This window comes from Hyphomonas sp. (genome assembly GCF_037969335.1).
Lineage (GTDB): Bacteria > Pseudomonadota > Alphaproteobacteria > Caulobacterales > Hyphomonadaceae > Hyphomonas.
The window spans coordinates 1-22,912 of record NZ_JBBKXE010000177.1; the positions used below are offsets into that span (position 1 = coordinate 1).

Below are 22,912 nucleotides of genomic sequence, written 5' to 3' on the forward strand. Positions count from 1 at the left end.
AGCGCCACCTGCGCCTTGAAATTGTCGGTGAACTTGCGTCTCTTTCGTCCCATGCTGGGTATCCCTTCGTCGGTCGGGATATACCTTAGCTCACTGTTCAGTTTTCTGGGACCAGCTCAGTCGTGCGCTGCCGATCGGACTATCAGCCACTTCTCGAAACCAGTTCTCAAAAAGGACTTGCATCGGACCACTTGAGGGCTGGACCCTGCTCTCCCTTGATCGATCGGACAACGAAGAGGCCTTCCGATCCGGCTTTTACTGAAGCAACCGTGTTCGTGTCCACAAAACTCGTTTGACCCGTTCCTCTCCAAAGCTGCGCTTGTTCTAATGGACGCAAGTGATCCGTGCGATCGGGGAAACGAGGAAAAAGGTTATGAAAAATGTCTTTACGGCGACGCCATTGATGATTGTGCCCGTAATTCTTTATGGGGCTGCGGCGGTCGCCGCAGGCAAACCGGTCGATATGGCGACAGTCCCCATCATGAACACGCTGGGTGCAACGATCTTCCAGATGCCAATGGTGTCGGGTGGACGATGGATCTTCGAATTGGGGGACGGGATTCTTCTGATCGGAATGATCATGCTGTTCATTGAAATCATCAAATCAACCAATTCGAAGACAGGTTCCTTGATCAATCACGGATTGTCGATGGCGATTTTTGTTCTCTCACTGATCGCTTTCCTGTTGGTCAGGAATTTCGCGACGTCGGTGTTCTTCTTGCTTATGTTGATGATGCTGCTCGATGTCATTGCTGGGTTCATGGTGACCATCGTTTCTGCCCGTCGCGATTTCGGTGTCGGAGGCGGACTACTTGACTGAACGAAAGAGCGCTCTGATCCTGATGTCAGGCTATCCTTGGCACAGGGGATGTTGTTCGAAATAGGCGGCAATTTCCGGCCGATCGCTTTCCAGCATCGTGTCTGCAGATTCCATGATATCGGCATAGCGCTTGATCTCTGCGAGATGGCCGCATCGCTTGGTTTCGTCAGTGCCCCAGCCATTGTAGAATTCATGCAGCTGAACGTGCTGGACCAGCATGTTGCGCTGATAGGCACCGCGCTCAGGGGCACGTTCGTAGCGTTCGCGGAACCATTGCGTGGCAGCGAGCAGGCTCTGTTCGGCCTCGTCCATCCGCTTGAGGTCGAGTAGCGCATAGGCGATTTCACCATTATAAGTCGCCTGATTTTGGCGGGCATCTTCATCATCGGCGTCGAGCGCGATGCGGCGGGCCGCAATATCCAGGGCCGCCTTGTAATCTGCGACAGCCAGTTCGGATTCACCGATATTGTAATAGGCAAAAGCGCGCCGCCAGAGGCTGAAGCTGCGTGCCCGCCAATAGGTGACGGTCTCGGCCGGGATCACCCGCCGGACATGCTCAAGCGTCGCAAGAGAAGCGCTGGCGACAGCAACGCCCTCTTCAGCGCGGTCGGAACTGGTGAGAACTTCCGACTGGATACGCTGGGTCCGCGCAAGGCCATAAAGAAGGTCGACGCTGTCAGGATTGGCGGCGAGCGGCGCTTCGAAGCCGGAGATTACAGCGTCAAGAGTCTCGAGAGCGGCATCGTTGTCATTATTGCGAAACTCCATGATGCCCTGGTTGCCTTGCATCGCAAGGAGCTGAAAACGTTGGTGCAGGTCACCGGGGTGGCGTTCAAGGTAGGCGGCGTAATAGGCTTGTGCCTTTGCGTTTTCGGCGACGGCCTTGTCCATGTCGACAACGACATAGAGAGAGGCGTCGCTGAGACCCGCATAGAGGTCACCAAGGGCGATGAGGAGTTCATCGGACTTGGGTTCTGTGATTTCGAGTGGCTGGAGAATCGCATGGGCGCGTTCAAGGTTTGCCTCTGCGAGATCGACTTTCTGAAGCGAGCTGAAGCCTGGCGTGCCCTGGATCTCGCTTAGACGCACAAGGCCGCGTCCGGTTTCGATGCGGAGTTCGTCGGAGGCACGCGCGTCGCTGGCCAGTGAGTCGAGATAGGCTTGTGCGGCTTCGGCAAGCTCAACCTTGGCGCGGGTGGACCCCGGTACGAGATCGATCTTGTCGTAAACGTCGAACATGAGGGAATTGGCGAGCGTGCGGACCTGCTGAAAGCGGTAGTCGGTTTCCAGTCGCGCCGCCTCGGCCCGCTGGTATTGCCAGAACGTTATCCCGAGGGCAGTGGCGAGGCCGATGAAGGCCAACGTTGTGCTCGCGACGACGAGCCGGCGCCGCTTGAGGAATTTGCTTGCCAGATAGGCAGGGCCACCTTCACGCGCATCGACGGGCTGGTCGGACCTGAAATTTCTGACGTCGTCCATAAGGGCGTCAACCGAAGCGTAGCGCTTGGTTGGATCGATCATCGTGGCGCGGGATATGATGGCGGAGATATCGTCGGAGTGCGGCAAGTTTTCTGTCAGGACTTCGAGCAGCTTGCCGAGAGAAAAGACATCAGACAGCGTGTTCGTGCCCGCCCCCTGGGCACGCTCGGGGGCGGCAAAGCCCGGCGTGAAGCTGAGGCTTACGAGAGAACTGGAGCTGGCTTGCGTTGAAACCGCGTCGATGTCGTTCGGCTTCGCAATACCGAAATCAATGAGTTTGACCTGGCCCGCCTGCGTGACGAGGACGTTGGACGGGGTAATGTCGCGGTGGACGATCAGGTTCTGGTGGGCGTGGCGAACGGCGCTGCAGGCATCAGCGAACAGCCAGAGCCGGTCATCGAGTCCCAGGTCCTGTTGGTCGGCCCAGTCCGTTATTGGCCGGCCATCGATATATTCCATGATGATGTAAGGCGAGCCGTCATCAAGTTCGCCGCCGTCGAGAAGGCGGGCGATATTGGCGTGGCCGAGGTCAGCGAGTATCTGCCGCTCTCTTCGGAACCGGGCGATCAGCGAGTCTGATAGAACACCTGGACGTATGACCTTGATGGCGACCTTGTGCGCGAAATCACCGGAATCACGCTCGCCTTCGTAGACCGCGCCCATTCCGCCCTGTCCGATCAGGCCAGTAATATGATAGGCCCCGACCCGTTCTGGCGCTGGTGGCTGAGCGGCATCGGCGCTCGCTCCGCCTGTCTTGAGAGACGTGTGGGCATTGCTGTCGGCAATGAGCAGTTCAAGCACGCGGTCGCGCAGGGCATTGTTGTCGCCAGCCTGCCGGACGATCCAGTCTCGCCGCGTTTCGGACGGTTGGTCCAGCGCTTTCGTGAAGAGTTCCACCACCTGTTTGTCGAAGTCTGGCGTATTCATGTTCATGTCCCCACATGTTCGGCATCCAGCCTGCAGCTACACAACTCAGGCGCCGAATGCACACGGCGTTTTCCGACAGTTGAAACAATGCAGACGCGTTCCCGCTACGATTGTGGCCGATCCGGCAATGTGGATCAACGGTGCAGGCAAAATAGAAAAATCAGGACAGGGTGACACGGTTTGCGGCAATTGTACGCCTCTTGAACCAAGGCCCCGGCCAAACTGGTCAGGGCCATATGCGCCGGGAGGGGACGCCCGGAAGGACCGCCCCCGGCCTGTCGTGGACAGCAGGCCGGGCGGTGGTCCGTTTGATCCCGGGCCTCCTCAAATCAATAACCGCCACCAGCGCCCGGACCGCGCAGACGTTCACGTATGCCGCGCTTTGCCTGCTCAAGGCTGGATTCCAGATCGGCCCCCAGGTTACGTTTGAGCTGCGAGAGTGCGTGGCTCATCTGAGCCGGGGCTTCGGCCTGCACAGTCTTGAGCGCCTGCTGCTGGGACGGGCCGCTGACAGACAGGTTCGCCTTGCTCTCAATGGCGCCAATGGTCCAGAAAGCATACGGATGACTGTAGTGCTCCATCACGTCATAAGCGATCCAAAGGTGCCCCTGATCGCCCCATAACGGCCCCCAGGAATTACGCACAAGCCAGGCGCCACGCGCGTCATCGTAACCGACGATGAGCATGGCGTGGCCGCCTGATGGCTGGGGCCATCCGCCTCGCGGGCTGGCAATCCGCCCGGTGTCGCGCGCCTCAACCATCAACATGTCATGAGGCAGGCTCGTGCCGAAAACGACGGGCAAACCGTTGGCGACAGCGGCCTTGGAACCCAGACCGAGTCCGGTGCGCGCGTAAGAAACGGCGCCAAACTGTTCCGCGCCCTGATAGCAGGCCTTGATTGGTTCAGTGGGCCACATGGCTTGTTGGTAGGGCCACATGCGTTCGGGACAGGCACCAAAGGCCAGCACTGAAGCCATGACATGGTGAATGAACGTGCCGCTGTCTGAATCGGTCGTCCCACCAATCTTGCGGGCATTATAGTAGACATAGAGCCGGGACAGGTCTGTGACGCCCTGGCCGGAGAGGCGCTGGTGATATTCCAGTGCCCCAACTACCGCATTGGCGGCGCAGGAGCCGACATGACCCTGATCTTCGACCGGCGAACACATGCCGCGAAGGTCGATCCGCTCGGGCAATTGCCCTGCATGATCGGCTTTCAGCGTTGGGGCCGCGCTGGGGCTTTCCTCCAGCAAGCAGCCATCGGTACGGTATTTTGAATAGTCTTGGGACATTCTCAATCTCCTTTGATTTCTGTGTCGGGAAGGTCGCCTTGCGGACGCAGTTCAACCGGCTGTCCCGTAGGCACATCGGACGAGTGATTAAAATGCACCAGACCGTGAGTGTTCAGGGAACCGTCGTAATTGTAGGTCTCGAACACGGCATGAGCCGCGTCGATCAGGCGGGCTTGGCCCTGGGCAATCGGTACATTGTCTGGAAAACTGACCTGGTAAGACAAAGTCTCATGCTGGATCGTTCCAAGCATGATCAGCGGGACGCTGGAGCCATTATTAAGCTCTGCGACAAGTGAGTCTCCGGTTACATGGCTGCGCCAGACATTGCCGAATCCATCGTCCCACTCGCCGGACGGATATGTGAGTGACGGCGGCGCAGGAACTTCCATGCTGGTGGGTGATTGTTCTTCCCCCAGAAGTTCTTCTTTTTGGCTGTCTGGGCCGAACACGGAGGAAGGCTTGCAACCTGCTAGTGCCAGTGACGCGATGAACAGTATGGCCAATCTCATGGGCAGGGCTCCCCGGGTTCGTGGTTGACGTGAAAAGTGCCTGAAAGGTTCAGATTCCCGTAGCTGTCGAAGGTCTGGTAGTTGAAGTGGCATTGGTCGGTCTGCAGGCCGCTACCACTAGCAACGTCCATGCTTTGAACACTGATTACGTATTGGAGAGCGTTGCCGCTGATACCGCCGCGGATATTCACTGGGGCGCCATCACCGCTATGACCGGACCCGCTGAGCGACCCGTTCTGCGAGACACGAAGGTTGTAATAGCCGCCATAGCCGTCTGCCCATGTTCCCGTAAGATAGTCTGAACGGGAGATCGGCTTGCGCTCGGGCTCGGGATCGCGCTCGGGTTCGCGCTCACGCTCGGGCTCGTCCGGGTCAGGGTCATCAAAAGGTATCGTCCCGTAAGGGTCCGGTTGAATCGCTGAGGAGATCACGCTGATTGAGACAACGAGAGCGATCAGGGCAGCGGATGCCCCAACAATCCAGCCCATCAATTTGCCGGGGCGCCCAGGCCTCACAGGATCCGGCCCGACTGGCACGCGGTTCACAGACGCAATAAGGGCCTGACGATAGGCGGTCGCAGATTGCGGGCGGGAGTCACGATTGTCGGACATGCCCTTCAGGATCAGCTCGTCCACCTCCATCGGCACGTCAGAGCGGCCGCCCGAAGGCGGCTGCCAGTGGCGGCCCGGAACCACGCCGACAAGGAGTTCGTAGAGCATGACGGAAATGGAGTAGATGTCCGCCGACGGGCCTGCGGCATCCGGATTGGTGCGCTGTTCCGGCGCCATATAGTCGGGCGTGCCGAGGCCAGTTCCGCTGGACGAGCTTTGCAGGCTTCCGGCAGCGCGGGCGATCCCGAAATCGAGCAACTTCAACGGCGCCGCCTTGTCGGTCGGTTCGCCGACGAGAATGATGTTTTCTGGCTTCAGGTCACGATGGATGACCCCGGCATCATGGGCCGCGCGCAGGCCATCGAGAATTTCGACGATGATACGCGCAGCAACACGAAGAGGTACTGCCTCGCCACGCTGCATCATGCGTCCATGCCAGCTGCGCAGGGAAATGCCGTCAAGGTATTCCATTGCGACAAAGGGTTGGTCAGCGGAGAGCCCGATATCGTAGACAGCAACAACATTGGGATGCCGGATGTCGCGTGCGGTTACGCCTTCCTCGATCAGCCGCTGAACGGCGCGTTCGCCGCCGAGATGTGAGGCGTTGATGAGTTTGAGGGCAACCGGCTTGCCGGATATCTTGTCGGTGGCTTTGTAGACAACGCCCATGCCGCCGCGGCCGATGACCTTCTCTATTGTATAACGCTCGGCGAAGATCTGCCCTGGTTCAAGCGTCGGGGAGGATTTCGACTCCCGGCCTGTCGGGTTGTCAGGGTCCGGCGTGATCAGGCCCGTCATGGGTGTGATTTGGTCGACCGCGCCCGACGTGTGACCGTCTATGTCGTCGCCGCGCAGGGGCTTGCCGCAACTGGAGCAAAAGATTGAATCGGATGGCAGGTCCGCGCCGCATTTTTCGCATGTTGTCATGGTCTGTCTCCCGCAAAATCAACCAGGCGTTTGAGGATGATCCGGTCGACTTCATCGTGTTGTGTTTCGAACAGGACCTTGAGCGCGATCGCGTTGGGCCTGCTGACGAGCGGGCGGATCACGTCCCCGTCTTTGAGCGCAATCATCTTGCCGCGCCGCCAGGGTGTATCGTTCAGTAGGAGGCCATTCTGGCTCTCCACGCGAAGCAGGAGGCGATCATTTTCTATGAACAGGTGGAAGTGACGGCGCGAGATATGGACAGAAGCCTCCTCGTCAATTTCCCCATCATGCGTGATCAACAGGCGGACATCATTCATGCCGCCCTCTGGCGCATTGGAGGCCCGCCCCAGGCCCAGGACGCCGGTCTGGGTGCGGATTGGCCCGTCAAGCGGAGCGTGCCCAGGGTCGAAGCCCTGCCAGATCAGATCCGTATATTTGGTCACAGCAAGATTGCCGGTGTATCCGCGATGGCCGAGCGAGCGTTCAAGCGTGTCGGCCCGGCGCATCGTCAGGCGGATCGGTTCGGCATGTGTGGCGATACCGGCCTCGCGTTCCTTCTGGATGCGGGTCGGGTTGTAGATAGTCATGCCGGCGCCGATTTCATCAGCCTGAATATTGTAGTTCTGAACGATCTCGGACGGGCCTTCCGGATCGACCGGGATCGCGATCGCCGTGGTGAAGACATAGCGTTCTTCGCGCCAGAGATAGCGAGTGGCGACAACGATATGCACATCGAACCGGTGGAGTCCGGCTGTTTCAAATACACCTGTTCGCAAGCCGACTTCTGCGGTCGATTCAGAGTTGAGGCGCTGGAAGGTCAGATCGACTTGTCGAGGCTCTGAATCGTCGCCCTTGATCCAGAGCTCCTCGACAAAAAGCGGACGTCCGACGGGCGAGTTGTTGGAAACCAGCAAGGGCAGGGCCAGCGAGCCACCCACCTTGATGCTGGAAGCCGAACCGGCGTCGAGACTGAGCTCCGGAGCAACGCAGACCGGGCAGCAACCTGCCGCGTCCAGCAAGCCGCCACACTCGTCCGTGGCCATGCACCGCTGAATTGGCGAGCCGCATTCATCACAAAACGTCGCCTCGCGGTCGAGCGATGCCTTGAAACAGCATTTGCCGGGGGATGATGTGAGCCGGGCCATCTGGTTCATGTCCGCAGCTTGTGACCGCACTGCTTGCAGAAGTTGGCCTTGGCCAAATTGACCGCCATGCACTTGGGGCACTCCACCGTGGCATCAGCCGCAGTGGAAGACTTGCCGCCGACAGGTGCAGCGCCGCCTTCCTTGCCACCGGCGCCGTGGGCCACGCCCACCGCCCCGTCCATACCCATACGGAACATGTCACGGGCCTGTTCTTCAGACCTGACCTGCGCAGCGGTGGCCGCCTCCACCATGTCGCGCATGGCCTGCATGGTTTCACCGGCCGAACTGCTCTTGGCGCGGGCCTGTTCCGCCAGGACCATGGCCACGTCAGTCGAAAGGCCGGCATTGATGGCCAGGATCTGCTCGGCCGACATGGCCTTGAACGCGCTGATCTCGTTCGCCTTGGCGCGCGCCCTGGCATCCAGCACGGAGATTTCGTTTTGCGTACTGGCGCCCGACATCTTGATGGCAAGGTTGGCTTCCGCCTCATTGGCGCGCAGTTCGATTTCCTGCAGGCGCGCAATATGGTCTGCCTGCTGCTTCTGCACTGCGCTGGTGATTTCGACATCCGTGAATGCGCCTGACTTGCGCATCTGGTCAGCCTGGCTCTGCTGAATGAGGCCAATATCGCGCTCGACGCCAGCCTGGCGCTTGCGGATATCAAGCAGCTCGACATCATTGCGGGCTGTGGCGAGCGAGTCGTCGAAACGGGCCCTTCGTTCGATTTCGAGCGTGTTGATCTCGTGGCCGAGCGCTTCGAGTTCCTGGCGGCGTTTGGCGCCTTCGCGGGCATCAAGGAACTCGATCTCGCTGTTGAGCGCCATGTGCTTCAGTTCGTCTTCCGAAACGTTCTGCAGCTTGGCCAGATCGACCTGAGACTTCAGCGTGATTTCGGTTGCATCATTCTCGCGCTCGATCTCGCGTTTGATGATTTCGAGCTGGTGATCCAGCGCGCTCTGCCGGCGGTTGGCATCCGCGCGCTCCATCGCGGCGACTTCTTCGGTATTGATCGCCCATTCCAGCGAGACCGCCCGAACAATAAGGCCGAGATCACCTACGATGCGTTCAACTTCCAGCATGATGTCGGCCTGGATCTTGTCCTGCAGGCCAGTTTCGCCGCGTACGTCTGCCGCATTTACGCGACCGATGGCCGCCTCGAACACGCGGTCCGACAGATGCGGGCGGATGCGGTCCAGAACATCGGTCTTGGAAAGCGCCTTGCGGCCGGGTGTCTCCGGATCGCTGCCCGATCGCGTGACGCCATGCATCATGCCAAGAATGTTGGACGGCTTGTCGGGATCAACCTGCAACTCGAGCGTTGCAACCCCGGCAATCTCCACTTTGTCCTTTGACAGGGCCTTGAGCGCCGTCTGAACAGAGAAAGGCTTCAGGTCGGCGATCATCATGCCAAGGTGAGTTGATCCGCCAACGAGGCTCTTGATCTTGTCGACAACGCCGCCGACCGAAAAGTGGCCGCCTTTGAACGCATCGATCAACTGGCCATTCTTGAACAGCAGGGCTGCATAGTCTGGTGGAACGGCATATCGTTTTTCGAAGAAGGCCTTGAATTCAGACTGACGCATGAATTCTGCCAGCATGCGTGGATCGCTCAGGATTACGGGTTCTGACGCCATGACTATTTATCCTCCCATTTGCGGTTGGTGACGAAAGTGACGAGGTTGTAGAGAATGACGGCAGCGGTGACGCTAACGCCGATGGGGTGCGCCGTGACGACGCCGATAAAGCGTTCAGAGGCAGAATACTGCTCCCAGATGCGGCCCATGAAGGTGACCTGGAAAACCGTGCCGGAGATCATCGTGGCCAGCGAGAAAAGCGCCATGAACAGCGAGATCAGCCGGGCTATGCGGCTGATACGGGTTTCTTTGGAGCGGGCAGCGCGACGCGCATGCTGCGCCTCGTCCCGCTCCCGCTTGTCGAGTTCCTTTTCGAAACTTTCGCCGCGCTTGATCGCTTCTTGCCGGGCCTTCCTGTCGACGGACAGGAAATCCGGCTGTGCCTTGCGATTGGGGCTGCTCGAACTGGCCGTTGTCAGGTTCGAAGCCGACCGGCGCCAGATCACGAACACGGTCCACGCCAGCCAAACAGCCGTGACCACACAGGTTACATTAAACAGGATGTCGATCACCGGCCACGCTTCGGCCGGTATTGATCGCAGGGTCTCGTCCATGGCTTGCTCCTTGCATCGGGGTTCCAATTACAGAGGCGCAGGACTTCGGCGTTTCGGTTCAGCCGGCACATAATTAATTTTCACGGCTGTGATTTGGCTGGCTTTTGTGATCCTATTCTCAGGGGCGTTGACAGGATAACGGTGTGGCGGACACGGACGGGACAGAAGCCAAGCAATTGCTGAATGATTGGCGCGCGGGTGATTTGGTGGCGCGTGATCGCTTGTTCACGCTTTTGTACAGCGAGCTGAGGCAGGTATCGGCGGCTTTGCTTCGGGCAGAGCGCAACAGTTCGTTGTCCACTGGCGACCTCGTGAATGAGGCGGTCATGCGGCTCGTAAAGCTCGATCAGATAGAATGGGCCGACAAGTCCCATTTTCTCGCTTTGTCGGCCCGCGCGATGCGGCGCATTCTGATCGACAATGCCCGCAAGAAGCTCTCCGATAAGCGCCACCATCACAAAGTCACCCTCGTCACCCGCCTCTCCGGGATGCCAAGCGACCGTATCGATCTCGATGTGCTTGAAAAGGCATTGATCCGGCTGGCGGCGATCGACAAGGACAAGGCCGATATTGTCGAGATGCGCTACTTTGGCGGCATGAGCCATCAGGAAATCGCGGAAGTTACCGGCACATCTGAATCCACCGTCAAGCGAGGCTGGCGGACCGCCCGAGCCTGGTTGTTGAACGCGTTGAGCGAAGAGCGAGCCGGGTGAAGGCTGACCTCAGGGCGATGGAAGCAGGTGTGACCAGAGCTGTCGGCCCCCTCCTGAAAGACAGCAATTACGTCGAGAAACCCGGCCCCGGTCTAAGCGGGGAAGGACAGTGTGGTGCTCATCCGGTATCCGGGTGAAAAGATCAGTCGGACGGATGTGATGGCCTGAGTGTCTCTGCGTGTGCTCCTGTCGATCACGAAAAGTCCCTCGCCGGTCTTGCATTCAAGCAAGGCGGCGACAGGCTTGTCCGCGCTCATGGCTGAGAAGGCGATATCGCCTGCGCTGTAGGGAACGTTCTTCAAAAGCCATTCATTTGGGCTGATCTGCGAGAAGTCGACGCTATCGACGGCTGGGACCGCATCTGGATTGATCCACCGTTCCTCAATGACATAAGGCTTGGAGTCTGCGGTATGAACGCAAAGGAGGTGGAGCACTTTCGTGCCGCGAGGCAACGCCATTTTCAATGCAACAGGGGAGGGGAGAGCCACGCGCCTCCGGGAAATCTGGGTGTAGCCATAAGTGTGGCCTTTGTCGCCAATCTCCTTGCGGATCAGGGGGATTTCCAATGTTGCCTTTCTCACCGGGAACATGGCCACCCGTGTGCCGGCCTTCCGCCGCCTGTCCAGCAGCCCGGAATCGGCCAGGCTCTGGAGCGCGCGATTCACCGTGGCGCGCGCGCATCCGAACTCCTTGGCAAGGTCAGCTTCATTCGGGATCAGGTCGCCCTGGTTCCAGACCCCTCCATGAATGCGGCGGACAACTTCCTCCTGCACTGCCTGCCAGTTGTTAAGCGCCTGCGCGGTCATAATGCGTCACCGAGTTCATGCATGATGGATCGGTAGCGACTTACAATGGCATCGTGGGCGATGTGCTGTCCTTGGCGAACCATGTGGCGACCTGCGGACCATACATCGGTAACCAGGCTGTCATCGCCTGCAAAGATATAGCTGTCGAGAAGGGCGTCGCCGGTTCGTCCGGCGAGATCGACATGACCGTCGTCAATCGCGACCAAGTCAGCCAAACGTCCCTCTGAAATGCATGCGCTGTTGCGCCCCGAAGCCTGCGCCCCGCCCTTGTTGACCGCTTCGAACAAGCGCCTGCCAGTCGAACGGTCGTGTGTGGCAAGCGACGCGCGCGAATGGTCGCGCAGCCTCTGTGAGTATTCCAGCGCCCGCAATTCTTCGGTGAGCGAAATGCGAATATTCGAATCTGAGCCGATTGCGAGGGCGCCACCTGCGCCAAGCCATGCCGTCGCACCAAAAATTCCGTCTCCAAGACTCGCTTCAGTTACAGGACATATGCCCGCGACGGCCCCAGAGCGCGCAAGCTGGTCAGATTCAGCGCTATTCATCTGGATGCAATGGATGAGGCACCATTGGGGGCCTGCATCGCATTGGTCGAGGAAGAAGCTGATCGGCCGCGCGCCATGAAAAGCCAGAACTTCATCCACTTCAGCCTGCTGTTCGGATAAGTGCATATGTAGGGGCCCGTCGCCTGCTAGGTCACTTGCCGACTTGAGGTCACGAGCGGCGACGGCGCGAAGGCTGTGAGGCGCAACGCCAAGGCGGCTATCGCTGGGCAAGTATTGCATCGTCTGCCGCGCCTGGTCGTGCAGTTTCGCGAAACGCTCAAAGTCATTTCCGAACCGGATTTGCCCTTGTCCAAGCGGCCGCCCGTCGCAGCCTCCGTATTCGTAGTGAACCGGCAAAAGCGTCAATCCAATGCCGGTGTGTGCCGCCGCCGCCACGATCCTGTCAGACATTTCGGACAACTTATCGTAAGCTGAGCCGCCCGGCTGGTGATGGAGATAATGGAACTCCACGTTTGCGGCATAGCCGGCTTCCAGCATTTCCATCTGCACGAAGGCCGCGATGCCTTCGACATGATCGGGGGTCAGCCGGTCCAGGAAGCGAAACATCAACTGACGCCATGTCCAGAAGGAATCGCTGGGGTCGGGGCCTTTGCGTTCCGTCAAGCCTGCCATGGCCCGCTGGAACGCGTGAGAGTGAACGTTGGCGGGCGCTGGTAGCAGGATTCCTGTCTTGTGACCTTCAGGATTCTGATCGCTGAGTACCGATACAATCTTGCCAGAGGCGTCAATTTCAACGCGAACATCATGGGCCCAGCCGCCTTCGAGAAGTGCTGTGCGCGCCGAAATGACAGCCATTGGCGAACGTCCTTGACTCATTAATATGTGCAGACATATAAAAAAATATACGAGAATTGGCAATAAGAGAATCATGCTTCTGACTCACGCAAATCTGGCAACGTTCGATTCCAATGTGCCCTATGGTCTGGTGCCGGATGGCGCGATCTGGATTGACGGTGCGTCCATCCGATGGGTCGGGGGGATGGAGGATGTTCCCGAGCAGGCAAGCGCCGGGGAGAGCGTGGATCTCGGCGGTCGCCTGATCACTCCCGGATTGGTCGATTGCCATACTCATATCGTGCACGCTGGCAACCGTGCTAGGGAATTTGAACTCCGCCTTGGTGGAGCCACTTACGAAGAAGTGGCTCGGGCAGGTGGGGGCATTAATTCAACCGTGACAGCGACGCGCGAGGCGAGCGAAGAAGACCTGCTTCGCAGCGCCCTGACACGGGTCGATGCGCTTATTTCCGAAGGCGTCACGACGATCGAAATAAAATCGGGATACGGACTCAATATAGAGTCGGAAATAAAGATGCTGCGCGTTGCCCGACGCATCGCGCGAGACAGGCCCATCCGAGTGAAGACAAGTTTTCTGGGCGCCCATGCTGTCCCTGTTGAATATTCCGGTCGGCCGGATGCTTATATCGATGAAGTTTGCTTGCCCGCCATGGCAATTGCGGCGGAAGCCGGTCTTGTGGATGCCGTCGACGGGTTTTGTGAAGGGATCGCATTCAGCGAGGAACAGATTCGGAGGGTTTTCGAGGCAGCTAAAGCGCTCGGATTGCCTGTGAAGCTGCACGCCGAACAATTATCAAACCTCGGAGGCACGCGGCTGGCAGCCGAATTTGGCGCTTTGTCGAGTGATCATCTTGAATTTGCGACCGAAGAGGACGTTGCAGCCATGGCGCGTGCAGGCATGGTGGCGGTCCTGCTTCCCGGCGCGTTCTATTTCCTGCGAGAGACGAAGATTCCGCCGATTGAAGCGCTCCGAAACCATGGCGTGGCAATGGCTTTGGCGACTGACTGCAATCCAGGTTCGTCGCCCATGACGTCTCTTCTGCTTGTCATGAACATGGCGTGTACCTTGTTCAGAATGACGCCTGAGGAGGCGTTGGCTGGCGTGACATTGCATGGCGCTGCCGCGCTGGGATTGAACGACTGTGGAAAGCTCCGCTCCGGCGCGCGGGCCGACCTTGCAATATGGGACGTCGAGCATCCCGCAGAGCTCGCCTACAGGATCGGGTTCAACCCCTTGCACAAGCGTGTGTTCGCAGGAGCGATGTGATGATAATTCTGGTGCCCGGCTCCGCGACGCTGTCCCAACTTGAATCCATATGGCGCACAGGTGCTCCCGTGAGGCTGTCGGAGACAGCGCGCCCTGCAATTGACAGGGCGGCGGCCATTGTCGCCGCAGCTGCTTCGGGCACGACCGCGGTGTACGGGGTGAACACCGGATTCGGAAAGCTGGCCAGCATCAAGATCCGGTCGGAAGATACCGAGACATTGCAGCGCAATCTCGTGCTGTCGCATTGCTGCGGCGTCGGGGAATCTCTCGATGTGCCGACGATACGGCTGATGATGGCCCTGAAGCTCCTGTCGCTCGGGCGCGGCGCGTCAGGTGTGTCCTGGCGGACCATCGCGATAATCGAAGCGATGCTCGACAAGGGGGTGACGCCGGTTATTCCTGATCAAGGGTCCGTGGGCGCGTCGGGTGACCTGGCGCCTTTGGCGCACATGGCTGCGGTGATGATCGGCGAAGGCGAGGCCTGGCTCGAAGATCAGCGGCTGCCAGCCGGGCAAGCTCTGTCGAAAGTGGGTCTCAGCCCCGTCACGCTGGGTCCGAAAGAGGGGCTTGGCCTGATCAACGGCACCCAGTTTTCGACTGCCTGCGCGCTTGCTGGTCTGTTCTCTGCCAAGCGCAATGCGTTGCAATGCGTGGTGTCAGCGGCCCTCTCGACGGATGCGGTCATGGCATCGACGGCGCCCTTGCTGGCAGAGATACACGCCTTGCGCGGACACAAGGGGCAAATCCGCATAGCGCGCGGCATGCGCGAACTTCTGGACGGTTCCCAGATTCGTGAAAGTCATCGTAGTGACGATTCAAGAGTCCAGGATCCTTACTGCATCCGATGTCAGCCGCAGGTAACCGGTGCTGCACTCGATCTGCTCGACTTCGCCGGTCAGACACTCGAAATTGAAGCCAATGCCGTGTCTGACAACCCACTCGTTCTCGTCGAAACCGGACAGATCGTTTCGGGGGGGAACTTTCATGCCGAGCCTGTCGCCTTCGCGGCCGACCAGATCGCACTTGCGATTGCCGAGATCGGCGCCATCTCGCAGCGCCGTGTCGCATTGATGGTTGATCCCACGCTTTCCTTCGATTTGCCGCCCTTCCTGACACCGGAACCAGGGCTGAATTCCGGGATGATGATCGCCGAAGTGACATCAGCCGCCTTGATGAGTGAAAACAAGCATCTCGCCAATCCTTGTTCAACCGATTCAACGCCAACGTCCGCCAACCAGGAAGATCATGTATCGATGGCCGCGCATGGAGCGCGGCGGCTCCAACGCATGAACCGAAACCTTGGCATGATCATCGCGGTGGAATTTCTCTGTGCTGCACAGGGCGTCGAGTTTCGCACACCGCTTGAGACCAGCCCCGCGCTCAAACATGCGCTTGCGGCACTGCGCGCGAAGGTGAGTCGCCTCACCACCGATCGGTACATGGCGCCCGATCTGGAGCAGGTCGCCATGATGGTCGCAAACGGTGACTTTTCCGCTGCGGCGGGACTGCCTGAATCCATTGACGAGATCGTCATATGACTCCCGCAAGTGTACAGCGCGGTGACGGGCCGGTCGTGCTCGGGGTTCCGCACAGTGGCACTTATCTGCCAGCCGATATTTTCGACCGTCTAACTCCGCTGGGCCAAAGTCTTGCGGACGCGGATTGGCATGTCGACCGCCTTTATGAGGGGCTCCTCCCCGGAGCCACGATGGTGAAGGCGAATTTCCATCGCTATGTCGTTGACGCAAATCGGGATCCTGCAGGCGCGAGCCTCTACCCTGGTCAAAACACGACCGGGCTTGTGCCGATGACAGATTTCGACGGCCACGCCCTGTGGCGCGATCCGCCCGACGAAGAAGAAATCGAAGCGCGGCGCGCAACGTGGCATCAGCCTTACCATGCTGCCCTGAACGCAGAGCTCGAGCGGGTGAAGGCAATGCATGGTGTTGCCGTCCTGTATGATTGTCACTCGATCCGATCGCGCGCGCCGTACCTCTTTGAAGGGACGCTGCCGGATTTTAATATCGGGACGAATAGTGGCGCAACCTGTGATCCTCGTCTCGAGCGCGCTGCTTCCGAAGCCTGCAAGCGGGCGCGAGACTATTCCATGGTCGTGAATGGCCGCTTTCTTGGCGGCTGGACGACGCGTCAGTATGGGCGTCCGTTGAGCGGCGTACACGCCATCCAGATGGAGCTTGCGCAGTCGACCTATCTTGCGACCGAAACGGCTCCCTTTGACTATGACGACGACAAGGCGGGGCTCATCCGCGAACATCTTGCCTTGGTTCTTGAGGCACTCGAGCGCACAGCATATCAACTAAGAGGCACATGATGACCGACTCACGCCACAACATGCGAGACATCTACCCCGCGACAGGCAGCGAGATCACAGCGAAGAGTTGGCTGACCGAAGCGCCAATGCGAATGCTGATGAACAACTTGCACCCGGATGTTGCCGAAAATCCGCATGAACTGGTCGTTTATGGGGGCATTGGTCGCGCAGCCCGTACTTGGGCAGATTTCGACAAGATTGTTGCCAGCCTGAAAGAGCTTGAGGCAGACGAGACTCTTCTCGTCCAGTCCGGCAAGCCAGTAGGCGTGTTTCGTACACATGAGGACGCACCTCGCGTGCTGATTGCCAACTCGAATCTTGTGCCCAATTGGGCCAACTGGGACCATTTCAACGAGCTCGATAAAAAGGGCCTCGCCATGTATGGGCAGATGACGGCCGGGTCCTGGATCTATATCGGGACCCAGGGTATCGTTCAGGGTACATATGAAACATTTGTCGAGGCCGGCCGGCAGCATTATGGCGGAGACCTCAAGGGCCGATGGATTCTGACCGGCGGACTGGGCGGCATGGGCGGTGCCCAACCGCTGGCAGCCGTGATGGCTGGCGCGTGCTGTCTTGCGGTCGAGTGTGATGAGACGCGCGTCGATTTCCGCCTTCGTACACGCTATGTCGATGCAAAGACGTCGAGCCTTGATGAGGCGCTGGAGATGATCGCTGCCTGGACAGCCGCCGGTGAGGCCAAATCTGTGGCGCTGATCGGGAACGCTGCCGACATTTTTCCCGAAATCTACGAGCGGGGCGTGCGGCCCGACATCGTGACCGACCAGACCAGTGCACATGATCCATTGCATGGCTATTTGCCGCAAGGATGGACTGTGGCTGAGTGGCGTGAGGCGCAATCGACGGACCCGAAGCGTGTCGAGCAAGCGGCACGGGCCAGCATGAAAGTCCAGGTCCAGACCATGGTGGACTTCTGGAATGCCGGCGTGCCGACGCTGGATTACGGGAACAATATTCGTCAGGTCGCAAAAGACGAAGGTCTGGAGAACGCATTCGCGTTTCCAGGCTTCGTTCCGGCCTATATCAGGCCTCTGTTTTGCCGTGGGATCGGGCCGTTCCGCTGGTGTGCCCTGTCGGGCGATCCGGAGGATATTTACAAGACCGACGCCAAAGTCCGTGAGTTGATAGATGATCCCCACTTGCACAAGTGGCTTGATATGGCGCGTGAACGGATTCCGTTTCAGGGCTTGCCGGCTCGTATCTGCTGGGTCGGCCTGGGCGTGCGAGACAAGTTGGGGCTGGCCTTCAATGAGATGGTGCGCAATGGCGAACTGTCCGCGCCTATCGTGATAGGGCGCGATCATCTGGATTCAGGGTCTGTTGCCTCACCCAATCGCGAGACAGAAGCCATGAAAGACGGTTCTGATGCGGTGTCGGACTGGCCTCTCCTCAACGCCTTGCTGAATACAGCGTCGGGTGCGACCTGGGTGTCGATTCATCATGGTGGCGGTGTCGGCATGGGGTTCTCCCAGCACTCTGGTATGGTGATTTGCTGCGACGGGACCGAGGACGCAGACAGGCGGATTGCGCGCGTTCTCTGGAACGATCCTGCGACAGGCGTCATGCGCCACGCAGATGCCGGATATGAGTCGGCGCTTGAATGCGCCGCTACGCATAATCTCAATTTGCCGGGCATACTTTAACCGCTGATCATGCCGTGAGATCCGTTTGCGGAGTAGGGTGATCAGATTTCGCTAGTGGAAAATGTTCCGCTTCGTCACCTCAATCATGGAAGAAATATTGATCATAGGCCCTGTTCAAAACAATGTGTGACACCGTTTCTCGCATATGGCGTGACAGCCTCGAGTGGGCGTTGGTTCCGAACAAGCTCGGTCCAGAACTGCATTATTACCCAGCGAATGAACGCGATTGTTTCAGGCGTAAACGAGGTGTGAACGATTTGCGGTGAATTTTCAGGTTCGCCCGCGCCCGGGCGCACCGATCCACTGTATTTCAAAGGCTTTTCTCCATGACCGCCACATCACGCTCCACTGCTTCATCTGCCGGGAACAACATCGCACGACAGATTGCTCAGGAACTTGGCGTGGCTGAGCGACAGGTGTCAGCCGTCATGGACCTGTTGGATGAGGGCGCGACGGTTCCCTTCATTGCGCGCTATCGCAAGGAACGTACGGGCGGCCTGGACGACACGCAGCTGCGGGCACTCACCCAACGCCTTGAATACCTGACAGAATTGGCCGGCCGTCGCGTGGTCGTGCTGAATGCCATAAGGGAGCAGGACAAGCTGACACCTGCGCTGGAGCGGGAAATCATGGCTGCCGGGACCAAGGTCGAACTGGAAGACATCTACACGCCTTACAAGGTCAAGCGGCGCACCAAGGCGACAATTGCGAAGGAGGCGGGCCTGGAACCGCTCGCTGAGCGGTTGCTGTCCAATCCGGCGCTGCTGCCGGCATCGGAAGCGAAAGGCTTCGTGTCAGCCAAGAAAGGCGTGTCTGATCAGGCCAGCGCCCTCGATGGCGCGCGTGAGATCATCGTCGAGAAGATGGCGGAAACGCCGCGTCTGGTCCGCAAGATCCGTGAGACCGTCTGGACCAGCGGCAAGCTGGGCTCCTCCCTCGTGAAGGGCAAGGAGGCGGAAGGTGCCAAGTTCGCTGACTATTTTGAATTCGACGAGCCCATCAACGTGATGCCATCACACCGGGCGCTCGCACTGCTGCGCGGGCAGAAGGAAGGCATCTTGCGCGTCAAGCTGACCGTGCCGCACGCTGATCCGCGTGACCACCCCGCGGTGCGGGAAATCTGCTCCGAATTCGGCATCGCCAAAAAGGGGCGCCCCGGTGATGAATGGCTGTCCGAAACCGCCCAGGCCGCGTGGAAGGGCAAGCTCGAGCCCGCCAGTTCGCGGGAATCGATCACGCGGTTGAAAGAGTCTGCTGATGGCGAAGCCATCCGGATCTTTTCATTGAACATGCGCGATCTCCTGATGGCGGCGCCGGCAGGACCGAAAGTCGTCATGGGCATCGATCCGGGCATCCGCACCGGCTGCAAGATCGCGGTCGTCGATGCCACGGGCAAGCTGCTCGATACAGCGACGATTTACCCGCACGAGCCGCGCAAGGACTGGGCCGGGTCTGTCGCGACGCTCGCGGCCCTCTGCAAGAAGCACAAGGTGGAACTCGTCAGCGTCGGTAATGGCACGGCGGGACGCGAGACGGAGAAACTGGTGGCGGACCTTTCCGCGAAACTGCCCGATCTGAACCTGACGCGCCTGATGGTTTCAGAGGCTGGCGCCTCCGTTTATTCGGCGTCCGAACTGGCAGCCAAGGAATTCCCCGATCTCGATGTCAGCATTCGCGGCGCGGTTTCCATTGCGCGCCGCCTGCAGGACCCGCTGGCGGAATTGGTGAAAATCGAACCCAAGGCAATCGGCGTCGGCCAGTACCAACACGATGTTGACCAGTCTGCTCTGGCCCACTCGCTCGATGGTGTCATCGAAGCGTGCGTGAACACTGTCGGCGTGGACGTCAACACGGCGTCTGCGTCGCTTCTCGCGCGCGTCGCTGGCCTGAATGCGACAATCGCCGCGAATATCGTGGCCTATCGCGACAAGAACGGTCCGTTCAAATCGCGGAGTGATCTCAAAAAGGTGCCCCGGCTGGGGCCCAAGGCCTTCGAACAGGCTGCGGGCTTCCTGCGTATCGCAAAGGGAAAGAACCCGCTCGATGGCTCCTCGGTGCATCCGGAGGCCTATCCCGTGGTTGAGCGTATCGCCAAGAAAACAGGTCGGAAGCTGAGCGATCTGATCGGCGACAGGGCCTTCCTGGCCAAGCTGAAGCCGGAAGAGTATGCTGATGCGATATTCGGCGTCCCGACGGTAAAAGACATTCTGGTCGAGCTTGAAAAGCCTGGGCGCGATCCGCGCCCGGAATTCAAGACGGCCACGTTCAAGGACGGTATCGAAAAAGTCTCCGACCTTGAGCCGGGCATGCGCCTCGAAGGTGTCGTCACGAACGTCACCGCCTTTGGCGCATTCGTGGACATCGGCGTGCATCAGGACGGCCTCGTCCATGTTTCAGAACTCTCGGACACTTTCGTCAAGGACCCTCATACGGTCGTCAGCACCGGGCAGGTGGTCAGGGTTCTCGTCCTCGACGTGGATATTGCGCGCAAACGGATCGGACTCAGCCTCAAACAGGCAGCAGGTCGCGTGAAGCAAGACAGTCCCAAGTCGACCAATGTTGCGTCGGCTAGTCCGTTCGACGTGCTGTCCTCAATGCGCTGAGATTGTCCATTCGGTCGATTTTTCGCCACGCGTGATGCGTCGCCAATCTTAAACAGCGGTCATATGGCCGATTCGTAACTGGCGGGGCCGGCGGCGCAGGCATAATCTGGGATAAAGGGATGGCGGGGGCGCCTGATCGGGTTGTGATTGGAGCCGACCGATGTTCTATCCGGAAATTCCCACGCGCTTGTCGACAATGTTACGAAATCCGCTACCGAACGGCGTGATTGCGGGCGCACAGGTCGATGCCGTTCGCCTTTTGACGGACCCCGACACATTCGGCGGTCGCGCGCCGACCTATTTCGATACCGTCGTGTCCCACCTGATCGTCGATGGCAGGGACCTCTTCATCCTGCGCAAGCCGCTCGATCATGACGGCTTCAAATGCGCCACAGTGGAAGATCGCTGGAACTGGTGTGAAACGCAGTGCATGCGAGGATTTTCCCGCCTCGGCGCCGTATCGTCACGGCCACTGCCGATCGTCAGGCGCGAGCACAGGCTCTGCCTCGGTGGGCCTGGAAGTATTCGGGACTGGGTCCTCAAGATTACGTGCGAATCCGTCATAGTCGAGCCGGGATTTATCACTCTGCGTCGCGCCGCATGAGGCAATAAATCGAGGCGAGTAAACCCGCGAATACTCGCCTAATTGATGTGATGACGCTATTGTACAGCCACTATATATGTCCCCGGGTAGAAGTTCGGGTCTTCTGCTGAAGTTCAGGGAAGTAGCGATGTCGTCAGAACGCATTGATTGGGACAATCTGCGGGTCTTCAGGATCGTCGCCGAACTCGGCAGCATGAGTGCCGCTTCGGCGCGACTCGGCGAGTCGCCGCCCACGATTGGCCGAAAGATCGATGACCTGGAAAAAGCCCTCAATACGCAATTGTTCGTGCGTTCGACGCGCGGCGTCGAATTGACGGAAGTCGGCAAGGTGGCGCTGCGCCATGCCCACGTCATGGCCGATGCGGCTAATCTCATTGACCAGCAAGCCTCCGACAGGAGCCAGCCAGCAGAAGGCGTGATTACGCTCGCGACAGGCGACGGACTCGGCCCTTACTGGATCGCGCCCCGTCTTCCGGACTTCCAGCAAGTCAATCCGCGTATTCAGATCAAGATGAGCGTGCTTGAGCACACGCCGGACATCGGGGCCGGAGAGGCCGACATTGGCATACAATTCACGGAGCCGAAGAACCACGACCTCATTTCACGCCGATTGGGCACGCTGCACTATATCAGTTTCGCCTCCGCCGAATATATCGAGGAACACGGCGCTCCGAACAGCATGTTCGAGTATTTCCGGCACCAGTGCATCCTGCACCAGGCCTATGTGATGCAGATCGAACGATGGGCGCCGAAAATGTCGGAGCTCAAGAAGATGATCAATTTCGCGTTCGTCACCAATTCAGCGAGCTCGATGATTGAAGTGTGCAGGAACGGCGGGGGGATCGCCCTCCTGCCATCCTATATCGGAACGGTGGCGCCGACACTCGTACCGCTTGAGCTTCCGGAAATCGCGCCAATCGAGTTCTGGCTCACTTACACGGAACGCGTATGGCGCCTGCCGCAGGGCAGGATCGTTCTCGACTGGTTGAGAAGCATTTTCGAGGCGAATGACGCCTTCTGGTTCGCCGATGAGTTTGTCCATCCCAACAGGGCCGGCAACCGCATAGAGGCGTTGAAGCCGTTCATGCCGCCGGGGCCGTCAGCCGCTGGATAAGGCCTTCAGAACGCGGGCCATGGTCTCGAGCTTTTCGGTGGACTTGGTGCGGTCGATCCAGTCGTGACACTCGGTGCGGACCTTCATCGACGGATCCTTTGAACCGCTGTCCGCGTCGCTGTCATCCTCGAACAGGTCGGCAATTGGCACGCGCAGGGCTTCGGCAACAGTGGACAGCATGCCGGCGCTGAGGCGGTTTGTCCCGGTCTCGTATTTTTGCAACTGCTGGTGGCTGATTCCGAGTTCAGTGCCGAGTTCTGCGAGCGTACGATTCTGCGCAATTCTGAGGGCGCGGATTTTGCCGCCAACGAGTTGGTCGACCCGTGTTGGCGCCCGTGAACTGGATTGTCTTGGTTCGTGCTGCACTTCAATTACCCTTCAAAAGAGTACCATGCATTTCGCGCACTGGGTGTTTAGGCAAGCGCAACCGCTATCAAAAATATGAAACGCGAAGGGCTTCCATAGCGCAGGTGTTGGGTAAGCTGCTATCGGGGAGTGAAAATGGGGCCTATTTGTACACCTTCGGTTTCAAATCCCGGAAAAGTCGCCA

At 59.1% G+C, this 22,912-nt stretch carries 19 protein-coding genes; 9 read left to right on the plus strand and 10 right to left on the minus strand.

All coding sequences use genetic code 11. The features are described from left to right. Nucleotides 1-373 precede the first annotated feature (373 nt). Complete coding sequence (locus AADA04_RS13215; RefSeq protein ID WP_340693741.1) at nt 374-820, plus strand: hypothetical protein; 447 nt, start codon at nt 374-376, stop codon at nt 818-820. A gap of 30 nt (nt 821-850) precedes the next feature. Here AADA04_RS13215 and AADA04_RS13220 read toward each other — a convergent pair whose 3' ends face one another. From AADA04_RS13220 to AADA04_RS13250, 7 genes are all read right to left on the minus strand, one after another. Further along, complete coding sequence (locus tag AADA04_RS13220; RefSeq protein WP_340693742.1) at nt 851-3,226, minus strand: serine/threonine-protein kinase; 2,376 nt, start codon at nt 3,224-3,226, stop codon at nt 851-853. 329 nt (nt 3,227-3,555) lie between these two features. Further along, nucleotides 3,556-4,518, minus strand: a complete 963-nt coding sequence (locus tag AADA04_RS13225) for a C1 family peptidase (RefSeq protein ID WP_340693743.1) — start codon at nt 4,516-4,518, stop codon at nt 3,556-3,558. A gap of 2 nt (nt 4,519-4,520) precedes the next feature. Beyond that, the gene (locus AADA04_RS13230; RefSeq protein WP_340693744.1) at nt 4,521-5,027 is read right to left on the minus strand and encodes a hypothetical protein; all 507 of its coding nucleotides are present in this window, start codon (nt 5,025-5,027) and stop codon (nt 4,521-4,523) included. Further along, entirely contained in the window at nt 5,024-6,565 is a 1,542-nt protein-coding gene (locus tag AADA04_RS13235; RefSeq protein ID WP_340693745.1) for a serine/threonine-protein kinase, read from the minus strand. Before AADA04_RS13235 ends, AADA04_RS13230 begins: the two co-directional genes overlap by 4 nt. Continuing rightward, on the minus strand, nt 6,562-7,719 hold the full coding sequence (locus AADA04_RS13240; RefSeq protein ID WP_340693746.1) for an FHA domain-containing protein: 1,158 nt from the start codon (nt 7,717-7,719) through the stop codon (nt 6,562-6,564). Before AADA04_RS13240 ends, AADA04_RS13235 begins: the two co-directional genes overlap by 4 nt. Then, complete coding sequence (locus tag AADA04_RS13245) at nt 7,716-9,344, minus strand: hypothetical protein (protein WP_340693747.1); 1,629 nt, start codon at nt 9,342-9,344, stop codon at nt 7,716-7,718. The genes AADA04_RS13240 and AADA04_RS13245 overlap by 4 nt, the downstream gene beginning before the upstream one ends. Before the next feature lie 2 nt (nt 9,345-9,346). Then, nucleotides 9,347-9,898, minus strand: coding sequence for a hypothetical protein (locus AADA04_RS13250; protein WP_340693748.1), 552 nt, complete (start codon nt 9,896-9,898; stop codon nt 9,347-9,349). Nucleotides 9,899-10,041: 143 nt separating this feature from the next. Between AADA04_RS13250 and AADA04_RS13255 the strand changes: the two genes are divergently transcribed. After that, nucleotides 10,042-10,611, plus strand: a complete 570-nt coding sequence (locus AADA04_RS13255) for an ECF-type sigma factor (protein ID WP_340693749.1) — start codon at nt 10,042-10,044, stop codon at nt 10,609-10,611. A 92-nt stretch (nt 10,612-10,703) separates the two neighbouring features. Here AADA04_RS13255 and AADA04_RS13260 read toward each other — a convergent pair whose 3' ends face one another. Both AADA04_RS13260 and AADA04_RS13265 read right to left on the minus strand, forming a co-directional pair. Beyond that, nucleotides 10,704-11,417, minus strand: a complete 714-nt coding sequence (locus AADA04_RS13260; protein ID WP_340693750.1) for a GntR family transcriptional regulator — start codon at nt 11,415-11,417, stop codon at nt 10,704-10,706. Next, nucleotides 11,414-12,853 (minus strand): formimidoylglutamate deiminase, encoded by a 1,440-nt coding sequence (locus AADA04_RS13265; RefSeq protein WP_340693751.1) that lies wholly within the window; start codon nt 12,851-12,853, stop codon nt 11,414-11,416. Before AADA04_RS13265 ends, AADA04_RS13260 begins: the two co-directional genes overlap by 4 nt. On the opposite strand from AADA04_RS13265, the gene hutI reads away from it, so the two are divergent. The 7 genes from hutI to AADA04_RS13300 all read left to right on the plus strand — a co-directional run bounded on the left by hutI (nt 12,852) and on the right by AADA04_RS13300 (nt 22,362). Continuing rightward, a complete protein-coding gene (hutI, locus tag AADA04_RS13270; RefSeq protein ID WP_340693752.1) occupies nt 12,852-14,045 on the plus strand; it encodes an imidazolonepropionase in 1,194 nt (397 codons plus the stop codon). The genes AADA04_RS13265 and hutI overlap by 2 nt on opposite strands. After that, nucleotides 14,045-15,583, plus strand: a complete 1,539-nt coding sequence (hutH, locus tag AADA04_RS13275) for a histidine ammonia-lyase (protein WP_340693753.1) — start codon at nt 14,045-14,047, stop codon at nt 15,581-15,583. Before hutI ends, hutH begins: the two co-directional genes overlap by 1 nt. After that, a complete protein-coding gene (gene hutG, locus AADA04_RS13280; RefSeq protein WP_340693754.1) occupies nt 15,580-16,377 on the plus strand; it encodes an N-formylglutamate deformylase in 798 nt (265 codons plus the stop codon). The genes hutH and hutG overlap by 4 nt, the downstream gene beginning before the upstream one ends. After that, entirely contained in the window at nt 16,377-18,041 is a 1,665-nt protein-coding gene (gene hutU, locus AADA04_RS13285; RefSeq protein WP_340693755.1) for a urocanate hydratase, read from the plus strand. Before hutG ends, hutU begins: the two co-directional genes overlap by 1 nt. 326 nt (nt 18,042-18,367) lie before the next feature. Continuing rightward, nucleotides 18,368-20,644, plus strand: a complete 2,277-nt coding sequence (locus AADA04_RS13290) for a Tex family protein (RefSeq protein WP_340693756.1) — start codon at nt 18,368-18,370, stop codon at nt 20,642-20,644. 160 nt (nt 20,645-20,804) lie between these two features. Next, entirely contained in the window at nt 20,805-21,248 is a 444-nt protein-coding gene (locus AADA04_RS13295) for a hypothetical protein (protein ID WP_340693757.1), read from the plus strand. A gap of 127 nt (nt 21,249-21,375) precedes the next feature. Continuing rightward, the gene (locus tag AADA04_RS13300; protein WP_340693758.1) at nt 21,376-22,362 is read left to right on the plus strand and encodes a LysR family transcriptional regulator; all 987 of its coding nucleotides are present in this window, start codon (nt 21,376-21,378) and stop codon (nt 22,360-22,362) included. On the opposite strand, the gene AADA04_RS13305 is transcribed toward AADA04_RS13300, so the two are convergent. After that, complete coding sequence (locus AADA04_RS13305; RefSeq protein WP_340693759.1) at nt 22,348-22,728, minus strand: helix-turn-helix transcriptional regulator; 381 nt, start codon at nt 22,726-22,728, stop codon at nt 22,348-22,350. The two genes, AADA04_RS13300 and AADA04_RS13305, sit on opposite strands and share 15 nt — an antisense overlap. Nucleotides 22,729-22,912: the final 184 nt, after the last annotated feature.